General features: G+C 37.3%; 16 protein-coding genes. 7 read left to right on the top strand and 9 right to left on the bottom strand.

All coding sequences use genetic code 11. The features are described from left to right. Nucleotides 1-233 precede the first annotated feature (233 nt). The gene (locus ASF86_RS17870; RefSeq protein ID WP_056484207.1) at nucleotides 234-677 is read left to right on the top strand and encodes a hypothetical protein; all 444 of its coding nucleotides are present in this window, start codon (nucleotides 234-236) and stop codon (nucleotides 675-677) included. Between the two features lie 179 nt (nucleotides 678-856). Beyond that, nucleotides 857-1855: a cysteine synthase A gene (gene cysK / locus ASF86_RS17875; RefSeq protein WP_056484210.1), complete on the top strand. Its 999-nt coding sequence runs from the start codon at nucleotides 857-859 to the stop codon at nucleotides 1853-1855. Between the two features lie 53 nt (nucleotides 1856-1908). Here cysK and ASF86_RS17880 read toward each other — a convergent pair whose 3' ends face one another. The 4 genes from ASF86_RS17880 to ASF86_RS17895 form a co-directional block, all read right to left on the bottom strand. After that, a complete protein-coding gene (locus ASF86_RS17880) occupies nucleotides 1909-2517 on the bottom strand; it encodes a lytic transglycosylase domain-containing protein (protein WP_081407770.1) in 609 nt (202 codons plus the stop codon). Between the two features lie 279 nt (nucleotides 2518-2796). Further along, nucleotides 2797-3030: a DUF2798 domain-containing protein gene (locus ASF86_RS17885; RefSeq protein WP_056484216.1), complete on the bottom strand. Its 234-nt coding sequence runs from the start codon at nucleotides 3028-3030 to the stop codon at nucleotides 2797-2799. Between the two features lie 4 nt (nucleotides 3031-3034). Then, the gene (locus tag ASF86_RS17890) at nucleotides 3035-3601 is read right to left on the bottom strand and encodes a flavodoxin family protein (RefSeq protein ID WP_056484219.1); all 567 of its coding nucleotides are present in this window, start codon (nucleotides 3599-3601) and stop codon (nucleotides 3035-3037) included. 16 nt (nucleotides 3602-3617) lie between these two features. Then, entirely contained in the window at nucleotides 3618-4103 is a 486-nt protein-coding gene (locus tag ASF86_RS17895; RefSeq protein WP_056484222.1) for a DUF2938 domain-containing protein, read from the bottom strand. An 81-nt stretch (nucleotides 4104-4184) separates the two neighbouring features. On the opposite strand from ASF86_RS17895, the gene ASF86_RS17900 reads away from it, so the two are divergent. From ASF86_RS17900 to ASF86_RS17915, 4 genes are all read left to right on the top strand, one after another. Continuing rightward, nucleotides 4185-4589 (top strand): helix-turn-helix domain-containing protein, encoded by a 405-nt coding sequence (locus tag ASF86_RS17900; RefSeq protein ID WP_045437140.1) that lies wholly within the window; start codon nucleotides 4185-4187, stop codon nucleotides 4587-4589. A gap of 145 nt (nucleotides 4590-4734) precedes the next feature. Continuing rightward, entirely contained in the window at nucleotides 4735-5994 is a 1260-nt protein-coding gene (locus ASF86_RS17905) for an esterase-like activity of phytase family protein (RefSeq protein ID WP_056484225.1), read from the top strand. 214 nt (nucleotides 5995-6208) lie between these two features. Next, nucleotides 6209-8590 carry a YgiQ family radical SAM protein gene (locus ASF86_RS17910; protein ID WP_056484228.1) on the top strand — a complete coding sequence of 794 codons (2382 nt, stop codon included), beginning with the start codon at nucleotides 6209-6211 and terminating at the stop codon, nucleotides 8588-8590. Between the two features lie 304 nt (nucleotides 8591-8894). Beyond that, the gene (locus ASF86_RS17915) at nucleotides 8895-9395 is read left to right on the top strand and encodes a DUF2726 domain-containing protein (protein ID WP_003654375.1); all 501 of its coding nucleotides are present in this window, start codon (nucleotides 8895-8897) and stop codon (nucleotides 9393-9395) included. Nucleotides 9396-9601: 206 nt separating this feature from the next. Here the strand turns inward: ASF86_RS17915 and ASF86_RS17920 are convergent, their stop codons facing one another. Next, entirely contained in the window at nucleotides 9602-9955 is a 354-nt protein-coding gene (locus ASF86_RS17920; RefSeq protein WP_056484231.1) for a RidA family protein, read from the bottom strand. A gap of 157 nt (nucleotides 9956-10112) precedes the next feature. Here ASF86_RS17920 and ASF86_RS17925 point away from each other — a divergent pair, with 157 nt between their 5' ends. Beyond that, entirely contained in the window at nucleotides 10113-10928 is an 816-nt protein-coding gene (locus ASF86_RS17925; RefSeq protein ID WP_056484234.1) for a hypothetical protein, read from the top strand. A gap of 241 nt (nucleotides 10929-11169) precedes the next feature. Here ASF86_RS17925 and dinB read toward each other — a convergent pair whose 3' ends face one another. The 4 genes from dinB to ASF86_RS17945 form a co-directional block, all read right to left on the bottom strand. Next, nucleotides 11170-12225, bottom strand: coding sequence for a DNA polymerase IV (gene dinB, locus ASF86_RS17930; protein ID WP_017391135.1), 1056 nt, complete (start codon nucleotides 12223-12225; stop codon nucleotides 11170-11172). 1 nt (nucleotide 12226) lies between these two features. Continuing rightward, the gene (locus ASF86_RS17935; RefSeq protein WP_005037385.1) at nucleotides 12227-12988 is read right to left on the bottom strand and encodes a GH25 family lysozyme; all 762 of its coding nucleotides are present in this window, start codon (nucleotides 12986-12988) and stop codon (nucleotides 12227-12229) included. A 77-nt stretch (nucleotides 12989-13065) separates the two neighbouring features. Further along, entirely contained in the window at nucleotides 13066-14457 is a 1392-nt protein-coding gene (gene mdtD / locus ASF86_RS17940) for a multidrug transporter subunit MdtD (protein ID WP_017391137.1), read from the bottom strand. 170 nt (nucleotides 14458-14627) lie between these two features. Further along, complete coding sequence (locus tag ASF86_RS17945) at nucleotides 14628-15251, bottom strand: TIGR00730 family Rossman fold protein (RefSeq protein ID WP_005037381.1); 624 nt, start codon at nucleotides 15249-15251, stop codon at nucleotides 14628-14630. Nucleotides 15252-15356 lie beyond the last annotated feature (105 nt).

The raw sequence follows: 15356 nt of genomic DNA on the forward strand, positions 1-15356 counted from the left end.
CGCTGATGGTAGTGTGGGGTTTCCCATGTGAGAGTAAGTCATCGCCAGCTCATTATTCTAAACACCCTCAACTTTACAGTTGAGGGTGTTTTTTTATGTTTGGAAAATCTAAATAAGTGCGCTGATTTCCTATAGTAATTCAATCTAAAAGATGAAAAGATAAGCAAAATAGGAAGGTATAAACGAAGAAATAATATCTTAATTTCCTTTTATAATTTTAATTTAGGTATTTTATGAGAATAATAGTTTTTTTATTTGCTTGTTTTGCTTTTAATAGTTATCCAGCTGAATCTATTGATGAAAAATTGGTTTTAAATCTTTTAGAAAAAGAAAAAACATCAGTACAAAACAAGGAAATAATGAGTTTTATGGCCTTGTTATCGGAAGATTTTTTGGGTGCTAAGAAGGATGCTACCCCTCTCATTAAAGAGAGTTATAAAGAGGGAGTAATTATAACCTTTATTAATGCTTCCAAAATTCTTCATAATGCTAAGATCAAGTCCCTTTATATATCTGAAAATAAGCAGTCAGCAGAAGTAGTGTTAGAAAGTGAAACTAAGTTTTTGTTAGAAAGAGGAAATTATAAAGAAGTGGTTACAAGTAATAGCGTAACGAAATCTACATTAATATTAGAAAATGGTACATTAAAATATAAAAATTCTAGCTATATCAAATGATTAGTCTTAGTTATTCTTCTATATAAAAAGTTTGATGATTTATACTTTAGTCCCTCATGAAAAAAGCTTTATTATCTTAAAAGTATAAATTTTTCTAAAACTTAATGTTTTCTACTTTCCTGTTTGTTTGACAGGCCTATAATGATTCAGAATCATTCCAAATCTAATAAGGATATAACATGTCTACCGACCAGCAATTTCCAACACCCAATAATTTAGGGATCGCAGTTTATTCAAATAATGCAGAAGCAATTGGTAATACACCTTTAGTTCGTATCAATCGTTTGATTAAAACTGGTGCAACTATATTAGCAAAAGTAGAAAGTCGGAATCCTGCATTTTCTGTGAAATGTCGTATTGGAGCGGCACTTATTGCAGATGCAGAAAAGCGTGGTGTGTTAAAAGAAGGCATGCATATTATTGAACCAACCAGTGGTAACACGGGGATTGCGTTGGCTTTTGTTGCAGCGGCTAAGGGTTACCCAATTACTTTAACTATGCCTGCAAGCATGAGTCTTGAGCGTAGAAAAGTGTTAAAAGCACTCGGTGCCAATTTAGTTTTAACTGAACCAGCGAAAGGGATGAAAGGTGCAGTTGATGAAGCTGTGAGATTAGCAGCTGAACAACCAGATGTTTATTTTCTACCTCAACAATTTGAAAATCCAGCGAATCCACAAATCCATGTGGATACAACTGGTCCTGAAATTTGGCAAGCAACAGGCGGGCAAGTCGATATTTTGGTTGCTGGTGTAGGTACTGGTGGCACAATTACTGGTATTTCTCGTTATTTCGAACAAGTTCAAAATAAACCTTTGTACTCTGTAGCCGTTGAACCTGCTGAGTCTCCAATTATTACTCAAACTAGAAATGGTGAGAATATTACACCTGCACCACATAAAATTCAGGGAATTGGTGCGAACTTTATTCCAAAGAATCTTGATTTAGATCTTGTTGATGAAGTCCTACCAATAACTAGTGAAGAAGCAATTCAGTGGGCAAGAAATTGTGCAACGCAGGAAGGCATTTTAGTGGGTATTTCAAGTGGAGCAGCTTTGGCTGCGGCTGCTAAAATTGCAGAACGTCCTGAAAATGCTGGCAAAACGATTGTTGTTATTCTTCCAGACAGTGGAGAGCGTTATTTATCTTCTGTTCTATTTGAAGGTTTATTTGACGAATAAAATTACTTGTATAAAAAGCCCATCAACAGATGGGCTTTTTATTTGACCTTAATTTATAAGGCGCTTTTTAGAGCTTTTTGATGGCGTTTAACAGATCGAGCATATTTTTTAGCTTTGTGCCGTGTCCAGAAACTTCGCTCATATCCTGTAGGTCCAACGTTGTAATAAGCAGTGGCTTTAAACCAACTATCAGCTGACTGATAATAATGATTTAAAATATACGCACCACATTGAATATTAGTCGTTTCATCATACAAATTACCGGCACAAGTTTGTTGCCAATAGCTAGGAATAATTTGAGTTAAACCTACTGCACCCGTAGGTGAGAGGGCGTTACTATTGTAACTAGACTCTTGTCTTATGACCGCGGCAAGTAAAAGAGGGGGCACATTATATTGGTCAGCACTTTGAATAATTATTGGAGATAATCGATTTGCTGTGCTTTGTGGAACAGAATAAGCTTTTTGTAGACCGGACGAGAGCTTATTTGAACGCCATGAAAATGAACCACTATTCGGGCCTAAGCTTGTACACCCAGTCATTATTGTCATTAAAGCAATTACGAAAAATTTGAGACTCAAAATGTTTATTTGAGTCGGTTTAAAATAATTGTTAGATAAAGATGAGGTAAGCAAAATATAAAACCGATAATCAAGTTTCAAATGAAATCATGGTATTCAGCTGTAACTAATGGATCAATATAAGTTCTGTTGCTCAGCACAAGAAAATAGTGATAATTTTGTATGATTAAAATGAAAAAACCCCGACATCCTGTCGAGGTTCCTTCGTATTCAGCTTATGTAGCTAACTCCTGTCAACTACCGCTTCCTGCGTTCTTATTCTTCTTCAATGAGACATCCTGTCTCTCTATGTTTCATATATTATAAAAAAATACTAAAGCTGGATATCCGCAAATCACCGCAAGTTTTGTACGTTTTAACTTACAGATATACTTTTTCAACTTTCTTAAATACGATGTTGACTAGTTTCTGTGCTACAGGAGTACAGATCAACACACTTGGAAAAGTAAATATCCACGCAATACCCCATGCGGATATCCATAATGAAAAGAAATTTTGAACTGGTCCTACTGCTTTGAGAGTCGTAATTCCTGAAATTATAAATGACATCGTTGCGGATAAAATTAAGAGTAATAAAATCCTTTGTGCTGTCATAATCTTACACTCCAAGATAAGCATTCAAGGTCATTGCAAAATTATTTCCAAATAATCGAGCAGTTTTAATGTCTCCTTCATCAAACCTATCGGGACTACTGCCGTGTTCAGCCTGAGCCATTAATCCTGACCATGAACCAAGACGATTAGCAGCTTCAGAATAAGGCACACCTTGATGTTGCTCGGGCAGAATTGGATTACCGATCCATAACATGCCATGTTGCATACAGAAGGTAAAAAGTGAAATTAATGTCGATTGTTTATCACCTGCGGGAAGGGATGATACGGTAAACCCAGCCGCTAGTTTTCCTTTAAAGCTCTGTTTTTTCCATAGTGGGCCAGTTGCATCCATGAGTTGTTTTAATTTCGAGGATACTCCGCCTAAGTAAGTCGGAGATCCCCAAATCAAGCCATCGTATTGGATAAGTATTTCAGGGTTTTCAATGAGATGTTCAGCACTCAGTAGATCTACTTTAATATTTTTTTGGCTTAATAAGCCAGTTTGAATTTGCTGAGCAATAAACTGAGTATGACCTTGGCGACTATGGTAAATAATAGCAACGGTTTTCATGAGATTTTCCTTTATTTTAAATTTGAAAGATTTTTGCAGTGAGATATAAACCACAGCCAAAAACACTATGGTTAAGCAAACTTTTTAGACAATTCAAAAATGGATGAGGGGTTTTTGAAGAAGCGAAACCGCTACCCATTGCAGGTTGCATAATAAAAAAAGGAATGAGAACAGTGACCACACCAAACAGGAGCGCTGAGTAAAACTGAGGATGAATGAGCCAATCGGAGCCGACAATGAAAAGAAAGCTCAAGGCAAAAATCACCCCAACGCTATAGTGTGTGATCCAACCCAGTAAATATTCACCCTTAATTTGAGAGCTTTGGGCAATGGATTGATGTATGAATTTGCCTTGAAATATCCAACCAATCCAGCGTCCGAGAAAGGCAAAATTTAAGGTTGAAATTTTGAATATCTTTAATATTAACAGCCAGATATCCATAATTACTGTTGCCCCGATACCGAGGCATAAAGCTTGAAAGAACAATGTGGAGATATTCATTTTTACACCTTGCTTTTATACGTATGAAACGTGATAAATTTATTGTGCAAGTTAAAGTTCACTTGAAGTCAAGAGGGTATTATGGATATTGGTGAAGTCGCGAAAAAGGCACAAGTCACAACAGCAACGCTACGTTTTTATGAAGAGAAGGGATTAATTAAATCAATAGGGCGGCAAGGTTTACGCCGGCAGTATGGTAAACAGGTGCTTGATCAATTGGCATTAATTGCTTTAGGTCGTGCTGCGGGTTTTTCTTTAAATGAAATCGCCACAATGTTTGGACAAGATGGTAAACCTGATCTTGATCGTCAAAAATTAAAAGATAAAGCTGAACAATTAGAGCAAATGGCAAAGCGATTACATTTTATTAGTCAAGGATTACAACATGCGGCAGTGTGTCCTGCTGAAAATCATATGCTATGTCCTACCTTTCAGAATTTTTTGAAAGCAGCAATTGCTGGAGAATATCAGCCAACGAAACTTTAGTGAAATCTTGAGCCAATAGTTTTTTAACATTGATCTAACAGATATATTTGTCATATTTTCGCCATAAAGATTTCATCTTTTTGAAGTAAAAACTTCATATAAGCTTGATTAAATTTGCTTAATTTTTTACCGACTGTATAAAACCATGAGCAAAAAAACTTTAGTGGCATTATTATGCTGTGCCAGTTTAGGATTGACGGCATGTAACGATGATAACGATCAAGAACAAACTTCACCCACTGAAAACGTTACCGAACCGACCTTAATTTCTTTTGCCAAGTTACCTGTAGAAACCTATGCAGCTGGTCCAGAATCTGGCGCATATGTGAAAGGTGCAAATGGAATTTATCCTCCATTTAAAGGTCAACCTGTACAGGGCTTTTCTGCTGCATTAAAAAATGAAGATGGCAGTTATATGGCAATGGCCGATAACGGGTTTGGAACTCAAGATAATTCATCAGACTTTTTACTTCGTATCTATAAATTAAAGCCTGATTTCAAAACTAAAGCTAAAGGCACGGGTCAAGTGACTGTGCAAAGCTTTATCCAACTGCGTGATCCAAACAAGTTAATTCCATTTAATATCGTCAATGGTGATACAGCTGAGCGTTTATTAACGGGTGCTGATTTTGACCCAGAGTCAATGCAACGTACTAGTGATGGGACTTATTGGATTGGTGATGAGTTTGGTCCTTATTTACTTCATTTCTCTGCAGATGGTGTGTTGTTGGATGCTCCAATTGCTCTGCCAAATCCACTAAATCCGACGCAAGAACTTCGCTCTCCTCAAAATCAGTTTAATAAAGCGCAAATTAATTTTGTAGAGCCTCTAGTTCAGCAAAGTGGCGGTTTTGAAGGAATGGCAATTTCGCCAGATGGCCAATATCTCTATCCTCTTGTAGAGAAACCACTTAAATCAATTCGAGAAACGGAAAGACAATTATTGATTTCCCAATTTGATCTGAAGAAAAAAGCTTATACAGGAAAATATTATTGGTTTCAGTTAGACAGTAAGGCAACCAATATTGGGGACTTCCAACTCTTTAATGATAAAGAAGGCATTATTATTGAGCGTGATGCGACTCAGAATAATTTAGGCGGATATAAAAAACTAATTCGTATTAAATTAAATGAGTCAGGCCAACTAGTAAGTCGCGAAGATTTAGTCGATTTAATTAAAATTGCCAATCCTAATTTACTTTATGGCACAGCAAGAGCAGGGGATATTGGGACAGAACAAGTTTTCGCCTTCCCATTTGAAACCATTGAAGATGTCATCATTGAAAATGGTACAACGCTGACTGTTCTAAATGATAATAACTTCCCAGGCTCTACAGGGCGTAACGCAAAATTGGCTGACGATAATGAGATTATTCAAATTCGTTTGCCAAAAGCTTTGTTCTAACCCCTATAAATAAATGAGTTAAAACTGCGGCGGCTTTTATTCCGCCGCATTTATTAGAAGAATAAAATATTGGATAAACTTTAATCAAATTATTTTTTATATCCTTGTTTTCGTTTGTTTTATAAACAGGGAAAATGAATGGAATTCATGTTAAAATGATCGGCTTTCATCTTTAGATGTCTCTCCTCCATCTGCTAGCCGAGATTCGCAAGCCATGTCTACTGCCTACACCATGCAAACTGCGCCAAAAGCGTTGTTTGATTACGACAAATATTGGGCGTCGTGTTTTGAACCAGCGCCATTTTTGCCGATGTCACGAGAAGAAATGGATCAACTCGGCTGGGATGCGTGTGACTTCATTTTAGTTTGCGGTGATGCCTATATTGACCATCCATCGTTTGTTTCAGGTGTGATTGGACGTGTGCTTGAGGCACAAGGTTTTCGTGTCGGAATTATTGCACAGCCAGACTGGACCAATGTTGAAAGCTTCCGCGTTTTAGGTAAGCCCACCATTGCTTGGGGTGTGACGGCAGGTAATATGGATTCGATGATCAACCGTTATACGGCAGATCGTAAAATTCGTTCAGATGATGCTTACTCTCCAAACAATGAGCCGAACAAACGTCCTGACCGTGCAGCAACAGTATATTGCCAGCGTTGTCGTGAAGCATTCCCTGATGTACCTGTGTTATTAGGTGGAATTGAAGGCAGTTTACGTCGTATTGCACACTACGATTATTGGTCAGATAAAGTTCGTCGTTCGATTTTGATGGATTCAAAAGCCGATTTGCTTATGTATGGTAATGGTGAGCGTGCCATTATTGATGTGATGCATCGTTTGGCTAAAGGTGAAAAAATCCACGAGATTACAGATGTTCGTGGTACAGCATTTATTATTAATAAACATAACAAAGCATCAAAAGCAAAGTTTGTTGAAGTTGCGAGTAATGATGTAGATACGATTGGACGTGTTGATCCAATTATTAACCCATATGTCATGACTGAAGATATTGATGGCTGTGAGGTTGAAAAAGAAAAAGGTAACTCATTAGCTCAGTATCAAGATTTCCAGAAAGAGATTGTTGCAAATCCGATTGTGCGTGAAGGCGACAAACTAGATGACGACACTCAAATTGTTCAATTAAAGCCGGCACCGTCAAAAGCAATTAAACATAAGTTACCTCCACGCGAGTTAGCGGTCATTCGTTTACCTTCTTTTGAAGACGTGTCAAATGATCACGTGCTTTACGCGCATGCAAACCGTATTTTGCATCTTGAAACTAATCCGGGTAATGCACGTGCACTCGTTCAACGCCATGGTGAACGTGATGTCTGGATCAATCCTCCACCAATTCCTCTAACCACTGAGGAAATGGACTATGTGTTTGATCTTCCATATGCACGTTTGCCTCATCCAACATATGGCGATGCTCGTTTCCCAGCATTTGACATGATCAAATTCTCGGTCAACATTATGCGTGGCTGTTTTGGTGGCTGTACTTTCTGTTCGATTACAGAGCATGAAGGACGTATTATTCAAAACCGTTCTGAAGACTCAATTTTACGTGAGATTGAGAAAATTCGTGACACGGCACCAAACTTCACAGGCATTATTTCTGACTTAGGCGGTCCAACAGCAAACATGTACCGTTTGCACTGTAAAGACCCTGAAATTGAAAAGAACTGCCGTAAACCTTCTTGTGTATATCCGGGTGTTTGTCAAAACTTGCATACTGATCATGCACCTTTAGTACAGCTTTATCGTAAAGCGCGTGCGATTAAAGGTGTGAAGAAGATTCTAATTGGTTCAGGTTTACGTTATGACCTTGCCGTACTGAATCCGGAATATGTAAAAGAACTGGTACAACATCATGTTGGCGGTTATTTAAAAATTGCTCCAGAGCATACCGAAAATGGCCCTTTATCGAAGATGATGAAACCGGGTATTGGGACATATGATCGTTTCAAGCAAATGTTTGACCGCTTTAGTAAAGAAGCCGGAAAAGAGCAATATTTAATTCCTTACTTTATTGCTGCGCATCCGGGTACTTCAGATTATGACATGATGCACCTTGCAATCTGGCTTAAGAAAAATGGTTTCCGTGCCGATCAGGTACAAACGTTCTACCCATCGCCAATGGCAACTGCAACCACCATGTACTATTCGGGTAAAAACCCGCTTGCTAAAGTAGCTCGCTATACTGAAAAAGTTGATATTGTAAAAGGTGAGAAGCGTCGTCGTTTGCATAAAGCATTCTTACGTTACCATGATCCAAACAACTGGCCATTACTTCGTGAGGCCTTAAAAGAAATGGGTCGTGCCGATTTAATTGGTAATTCGAAGCAGCATTTGATTCCGACCTATCAGCCACAAGGTACTGCTGAAGGTGAATATAAATCTGCACGTAAGAAGAACTCGTCTGTGGCGGGAGATTCAGCAAAACGCGGTCAGGGGCAATCTCGCTCAGCAGCGGGGCAAAAACGTCCACAAAAAGGACAGGTTCTAACCCAGCATACAGGTTTACCTCCTCGTGAAACAGGCGAGAAGAGACCGTTTGGTGGTAAAAGTAAACCAAAATCAAAAGCTCGTGGATAATGATAAAAAAGGCTCTTAAACAGAGCCTTTTTTGTTTTTAATGTGTCTATTTAAATCGCATAGTGAGATTTTTGGTACAAAAAGAGTAACGAAAAACGATAATTTTAATAAATCTGACGAGCTGCACTTGATTGTTGTTGACTCTATGATTATAAATAATGTGAGGGTGGCTAAATTTAAGCCAAGCTTGATAACTACAAGTGAAATTACTAAGTGAACCTTTTAAAGAACGGCTGTGTCGTTATCAATTAAAACAAAGTGTGATCTAGCAAAATCATTATAAAAAACTTAAAGGATTAAGCCCATGTATTATCTAATTACGATCTTATTATTATTTTTGGCTGTTGTGATGGCAGTGAAAAGTCTTTCACGAAGGCATCAACATGATAGTGCCTTGAAGCGCCGTGCAGTATTAACGAGTCATGAGCAAATAACATTAACCAGACTACAAACAGTTTTGCCTAAATTTACAGTATTGGCACATGTATCCTTTGATGCACTATTAACTACAAAATATGCGCATACACGTCGAAAATATCAAAATATGGCAGCTGATTTTGTTGTACTTGATCAAAATTATCAGGTTGTTGTAGTTGTTGTTCTTGGCGAAAATGGTTTACGCCGAGCGCATCAACAATATGAACGTCGTCTGTTGCAACTCGCTGGTTATCGTGTGCTGCATTACAGTGAGGTACCTGACTATCATGATCTAAGAAGAGACTTATTGAGTCCAGAAACAGAGATGGCAACTTTACATGCAACGCCGCAGCTAGAAAGAATGTCAAATGCTTTTGTGAAGTCTTAAAAAGTAGGTAACGTCGGATTTGGATAAGAGTTCGGTGCAATAAAGATTAAAAATAATTGTGCCTAATCTTGAATAACAAGTATGGGCAAGCTTAGCAATTTGATAAGCCCTAATAAGATACTGACATTAATTATTTAAGCAGTAAAAAATTGAGCAATATAACTAGAGATATTGCTCAATTTAATCTCGATTTATATTTATAAAAATTATGGAAGTACTGCAACAACCGTCATTTCTACAAGCACGTCTGGCGTATAAAGTTTTGACTCTACACAAGTACGCGCTGGCGGGTTCCCTTCACTAATCCATGCATCCCAAACAGCATTCATCGCTGCATAATCTTTTTCGATATCTTTTAGAAAAATCATGACAGAAAGAATGTGGGTTTTATCGGTTCCAGCTTCTGCCAATAAGCGATCAATATTATCTAAAGTTTGCTGAGTCTGTGATGTAACATCTACGCTTGTATCATCTGCGAGTTGCCCAGCTAAGTGTACTAAATTACCTGAAATCGCAACTTCGCAGTAGCGTGAAGTAACGTGTAAACGCTTTACCGTCATATTTATTACCGAGTAAAAAAATAAAATGAATTGTACTTGATCGAACTATATTAAATTGTAAATTTTATATTTAAATAGAATAATTAATGAAAATATTTATTATATAGTTTGAGTATTATATTATTAATAAAAATAAACTTAATTGGATATATTGAAGTTGAAAAGAATTATACTATTTATATTATGGATATTAATTAGCACTACCTCTATATCTTATGCATTTAATCCAGATCAACAGTATTTGATGTTCTTAAAAAAATATGAAGATTTGTCAAATAGTTCAGATGCTAAAGGGTTGGAAATGTATGCAGATGATGCAAAAATTCATGCAACAGGTATAACCTCAGATGGTATTGAAAGAACAATAAGTATGACTGGTAAGAAATTTAAAGAGTTAAACTTAGAGAATATTGAATTAATAAAAAGAATGGCTTATCAAATTAAATTGAGCAATGTGAAAATTATAAGAGAACAAGAGTCCGCGAAAATTACAGCCACTAAGTATAGTAATAGAAATTGTTATTCAGATAATGACTATTATATGGTGGTTTCAAGAAAAGATGATAAAAAACTATATATTACAGAAGAGTATTCAACACTTAACCCACCGAATTTGTGCAAAAAAGGAATAAAAGATGATCTCGAATTACAGTTATCTTTGGGAGCAAATTTAATGAATAAAAATCTACCAAGACAGGTAGATAGAGAAACAAATTTCGAGCATGTCGAAGCGAAAGGTAAGGAGTTAACTATGATTTATCGTTTAATTCACTTCAATGCGGCTGATCTTCCTATTGAATGGAATGAATGGGTTGAAAGTAATGGAATTCCGGAAATGATAAAGAATGTTTGTGAAAATACAACAATGAAAGAACTATTAGATAAAGGAGCACAAATTAGTTTGAAATATTACTATAAAGATAGTTCTTTAATTACTCATATTAAAATGACCAAACAGGACTGTAATATATAAATGTTTTTATTAAAGAATAAATTTTAATTGAGATCTTAATAAAAGGGCACATTTGTGCCCTGTAATATTCGGATTTGGTCGTCACGCCAATCACAGGACGGTATGCCAAAAGTAAAGGTTGCTTTAAGCATGTTGCAAATACATGGGTAATGAATATGCGCTGATTAGGTTACTCTAAACTTGGAGCAAAAGGGAATAGATTTTGTTCAAAATCCACTCTTTTTGAGTGAAAAGTAGTCAATCACCAAAGGTTTAGTTGAAAGTCATCTGATTGGGTTTGTAACTGATAAACCCCTATACCAATTAAGCGAAACTGGAAATGTTCGGGAATCTGCATTTCATTTAATAACAAAAATAAAACTTGGATTAGGTCGTGTAGCGACTGAATAGGTCTTTTAAAGCTTTTACTATGTTGTAAAGTCTGAAAATTCTTGAGTTTAAGTTTGACATTAACACCACGTGCATTGAGCTGTTTTTTCTCTAAGCTTTGCCAGACTTTTTCGGCTAATCCCTGCCAATAGGGCTGACATTGAGCTAAAGTAAAATCACTATCAAAGGTAGTCTCTTTCGAAATTTGTTGGCGAGCTCTTTCAGCTTGAACAGGTCTATGATCAATCCCTTGCGCATATAGATAGAGCTGTTGACCATATTTACCGAAATGGTGAACTAAAATAGCCTCTTCAATTTTTTGTAAGTCGCCCAAAGTATGTAGTTGAAGTTGCTGTAATTTTTCTTGAGTAACTTTACCGACTCCAGGAATTTTTTTAAGCGGAAGGTCCTGAATAAAATTAGCAACCTGCGAAGGTTTTATTACGCATAAACCATTCGGTTTATTCCAGTCAGAAGCAATTTTTGCTAAAAACTTATTGGGTGCTACACCTGCCGATGCAGTCAGTCCAGTTAATCTGAAAATATCTTCTCGAATATGCATGGCAACTTCAGTTGCACTCGCAATCTGTTTTAAATTCTCAGTGACATCCAAATAAGCTTCATCTAAAGATAATGGCTCAATAAGCAGAGTATATTGTTGAAAGATCGAGTGAATTTGAGCTGAAACTGTGCGATATTTTTCAAAATTTGGTTCAATAATAACGACTTGAGGGCATAGTTTTCTTGCCTGACTCATCGACATGGCTGAACGTAAACCAAATTCACGGGCAGGGTAAGATGCAGCAGCAATCACAGCTCGCGGATGATGAGACGAAATAACAACGGGTAAATGCCTTAATTCAGGTTGTTCCCGTAGCTCGACTGATGCATAAAAGGCATCCATATCGATATGAATGATTTTGCGCATATTATTGTGCTTTCACGATGCCTTGCTGCTGTAAAAATTGGTGCCATTCTTTGACTGAACCCTCATAGACATTTAAGTCTACAGGCTTTGTTATCCCTTCAATTTTACCCTGATTACTATGCTGCCAAAAGAGCCATTTTCTTTTATCTTTGAGTTCAGGTTTAGCTTCATAATCGCGCACCCAAAGAGGAGTACCAGAAAAATTTCCAACTAGGACAATGTGATAAAAAGTTCTAGAAATATAAAAGATGGGCTGTTTGCCATAATGCTGTTTTAAGCGATCATGCATGATGCCAATTTCTTTAATTAATTGTTCTTTGGTGTATGTATTAATACAGTTACTGTCGTATTCCAGATCAATAACTGGCGGAAGCGCATCTGATTTTTTAGGCACAGTCGCAATAAAGTTATCTGCTTGCGTTTTACCATCACGGCATAGACGGTAAAAATGATAAGCCCCTACATGAAGCCCATGTTCACGAGCCTTAAGCCAATTTTCTTGAAATTTTGAATCTTTAAAATCGCCGCCTTCAGTCGCTTTTAAATAAACGAATTGGAACTTTTCCGGTGATATTTTTTTCCAGTCAATGTCACCTTGATGGTGAGAGACATCGAATCCCTGAATTGGATAATCTTGTGCAACAGCTTTTTGTTGATAGAACAGACCAAAATAAGCCAGAACTCCCATAACACATGCCAAGCCAATTCCCATTAGGGTATTGTAGTGCCGTGCTGTGAAAAAGGTTTTAGCCAGTTTGGTCATGCAAAACTCATTAAAGATGTTAGGCCGACATCATAACGTGATTCAAGAGTGATAAACCACGCTAAAAATGCAACGGCTTATACGGGGGTATTTTTGGGAATTTGCCAGAAGATAAGTGCAGCAATGACATTGATACAACCGAGGCAAATTAAGGTGACATGGAATGCTGTTGTCACGTGATCGGCACCATAATAACTGGTAAATACATTAATGAGTGTACCTGCCAGCGCCACGCCAATACTCATTGATAGCATCATGATCATCGATAAAAAACTATTACCGCTACTCGCATCTTGTTGAGGCAAATCTTTTAAGGTCAAAGTGTTCATTCCAACAAATTGTAATGAATTTAATGTACCAAATAAGAAAAAGTGTAAGGCTCTAAACCAAGTTGGAGTGTCGACTGTCATGATGGCAAAAGATGCAATACATAACCCGACCAGCGTTGTGTTGATGAGTAAAAAACGTCTATAGCCAATTTTCTGAATAATCGGTCTGACGATTGGCTTTGAAAATAATGAACCTAAGACCAGAGGAATCATCATTAAACCCGCAATAAAAGGTTCAAAACCAAAAGCGACCTGTAACATGAGCGGTAAAACAAAAGGTAAGGCATTACCACCAAAGCGGGCAAAGAAATTACCTAAAATACCAATCGCATAAATTTTATTTCTAAAGAGTCGACTGCGGAATAATGCGTTTTGATGGGTGTGAGAATGATAGGCATACCAAAGTGTTGCGATTATGCCGACCACCAATAGCGAAATGCTGAACCATTTTGAATATTCAGGTGAGGCTAGATGTTCGATACCCAAAGACCATCCGATCATTGCTACCACTAATAATATAAAACCGATCAGATCAAATGTCTTAACTGTAGGCTCTTTGACATTTGGCATGACTTTTAATGTCATTAATATGCCTAAGATACCCATAGGAATATTGATGAGAAAAATCCAGTGCCAAGTTGCAACTTCAACTAACCAGCCGCCTAAAGTTGGACCAGCCAAAGGTCCGAGTAAACCTGCAAGACTCATTAAGCTCATTGCAGCTAAGAACTGAGTTCGGGGAATAATTTTTAAAAGAGATAATCGACCAACAGGGAGTAATAATGCTCCACCCACGCCTTGGATGACTCGGAAAACTAACAGCTCATTGAGACTTTGAGAAAGACCACAACCTAAAGAAGCCAGAGTAAAAATAACGATTGCCGATAAGAAAATATTTCTAACACCAAAGCGGTCTGCTAACCAGCCACTTAAAGGAATACAGGCAGCTACTGATAAAACATAGGCCACTACTACGCTGTGCATGCGTAATGGATCTTCATTTAGATGATGAGCCATTGCAGGAATAGCAGTATTTACAATCGTTGTGTCCAAAGCCTGCATAAAAAAGCCAATGGAAACCAAAAGTACGAGTAAGCGATATTCAGGTTGCAAGGCTTGGTGGGTCGGCGTGGCATTCATAACATTTGAAAGTTAACGTTTTGGTCTAGTGTAAAACAAATTGAAAGTAAAAAAAGTAAGACAATGTTGAGTACCCCTTTACTAAATCTAAGTACTTTTGAAGGCACGGTGAAAATAGTTAAAACAAAAAAAGCGGCAGGACCGCTTTTTTATGGAGAGTAGGTGGGCAACTAGACAACAAATCTTTTTGGCATTTTTAAGTTTTTAATCACGTTATAAATTTGATCAACGTCTTCGCAGATAATCAATTTAGCACGGTGTTGAAGTGGGAGAAAACCCTCTTGAACCGCATGATCTAACTGAGCAATCAATGCATTATAAAAACCATTTACGTTATATAAAATCATGGGTTTTTGATGTTGGTTGAGTTGACCCCAAGTGGCTATTTCTAATATCTCTTCGAATGTTCCTAAACCACCCGGTAATGCAACAAATGCACTTGCACGTTCAGCCATCATGGCTTTGCGCTCATGCATGGTTTCTACTACGTGTAATTCGGTTAATCTTGAGTGTGCTTCTTCATAGTTAAGCATAAAATCAGGGATCACTCCCACAGCTTCACCGCCATTTTCGAGTACGCTGTCGGCTACTTGTCCCATTAAGCCAATGCTTGCACCGCCGTAGACCAAACCAAAGCCTTGCTCAGCAATTCCACGAGCGAGCTCAATTGCTTTTTCTCGATAGATTGGATTATTTCCTACACGTGAACCACAATATAATGCAATAAGAGGTTGTTTTGTTTTTACAGCTGTTATGGATGAATCATTTACTGCCATTGTTAATACGCTATTCATTGCTTTATTTTCACCTTATCACGTTCATATTTCTTGTCTACACTAAGCCAAAGATATGACAACTTTATAAGCAGATTTATAAGAAAGATTCATGTTTTGTATGGG

Origin of the sequence: Acinetobacter sp. Leaf130 (assembly GCF_001423205.1) — a bacterium.
Lineage (GTDB): Bacteria > Pseudomonadota > Gammaproteobacteria > Pseudomonadales > Moraxellaceae > Acinetobacter > Acinetobacter calcoaceticus.

Bases quoted from the DNA above. Each gene is read 5' to 3' on its own strand.
- ASF86_RS17895 (WP_056484222.1), bottom strand. From the start codon at position 4,103: ATGAATATCTCCACATTGTTCTTTCAAGCTTTATGCCTCGGTATCGGG.
- dinB (WP_017391135.1), bottom strand. From the start codon at position 12,225: ATGCGCAAAATCATTCATATCGATATGGATGCCTTTTATGCATCAGTC.
- ASF86_RS17905 (WP_056484225.1), top strand. From the start codon at position 4,735: ATGAGCAAAAAAACTTTAGTGGCATTATTATGCTGTGCCAGTTTAGGA.
- ASF86_RS17920 (WP_056484231.1), bottom strand. From the start codon at position 9,955: ATGACGGTAAAGCGTTTACACGTTACTTCACGCTACTGCGAAGTTGCG.
- ASF86_RS17870 (WP_056484207.1), top strand. From the start codon at position 234: ATGAGAATAATAGTTTTTTTATTTGCTTGTTTTGCTTTTAATAGTTAT.
- cysK (WP_056484210.1), top strand. From the start codon at position 857: ATGTCTACCGACCAGCAATTTCCAACACCCAATAATTTAGGGATCGCA.
- ASF86_RS17885 (WP_056484216.1), bottom strand. From the start codon at position 3,030: ATGACAGCACAAAGGATTTTATTACTCTTAATTTTATCCGCAACGATG.
- ASF86_RS17890 (WP_056484219.1), bottom strand. From the start codon at position 3,601: ATGAAAACCGTTGCTATTATTTACCATAGTCGCCAAGGTCATACTCAG.
- ASF86_RS17910 (WP_056484228.1), top strand. From the start codon at position 6,209: ATGTCTACTGCCTACACCATGCAAACTGCGCCAAAAGCGTTGTTTGAT.
- ASF86_RS17945 (WP_005037381.1), bottom strand. From the start codon at position 15,251: ATGAATAGCGTATTAACAATGGCAGTAAATGATTCATCCATAACAGCT.
- mdtD (WP_017391137.1), bottom strand. From the start codon at position 14,457: ATGAATGCCACGCCGACCCACCAAGCCTTGCAACCTGAATATCGCTTA.
- ASF86_RS17900 (WP_045437140.1), top strand. From the start codon at position 4,185: ATGGATATTGGTGAAGTCGCGAAAAAGGCACAAGTCACAACAGCAACG.
- ASF86_RS17935 (WP_005037385.1), bottom strand. From the start codon at position 12,988: ATGACCAAACTGGCTAAAACCTTTTTCACAGCACGGCACTACAATACC.
- ASF86_RS17915 (WP_003654375.1), top strand. From the start codon at position 8,895: ATGTATTATCTAATTACGATCTTATTATTATTTTTGGCTGTTGTGATG.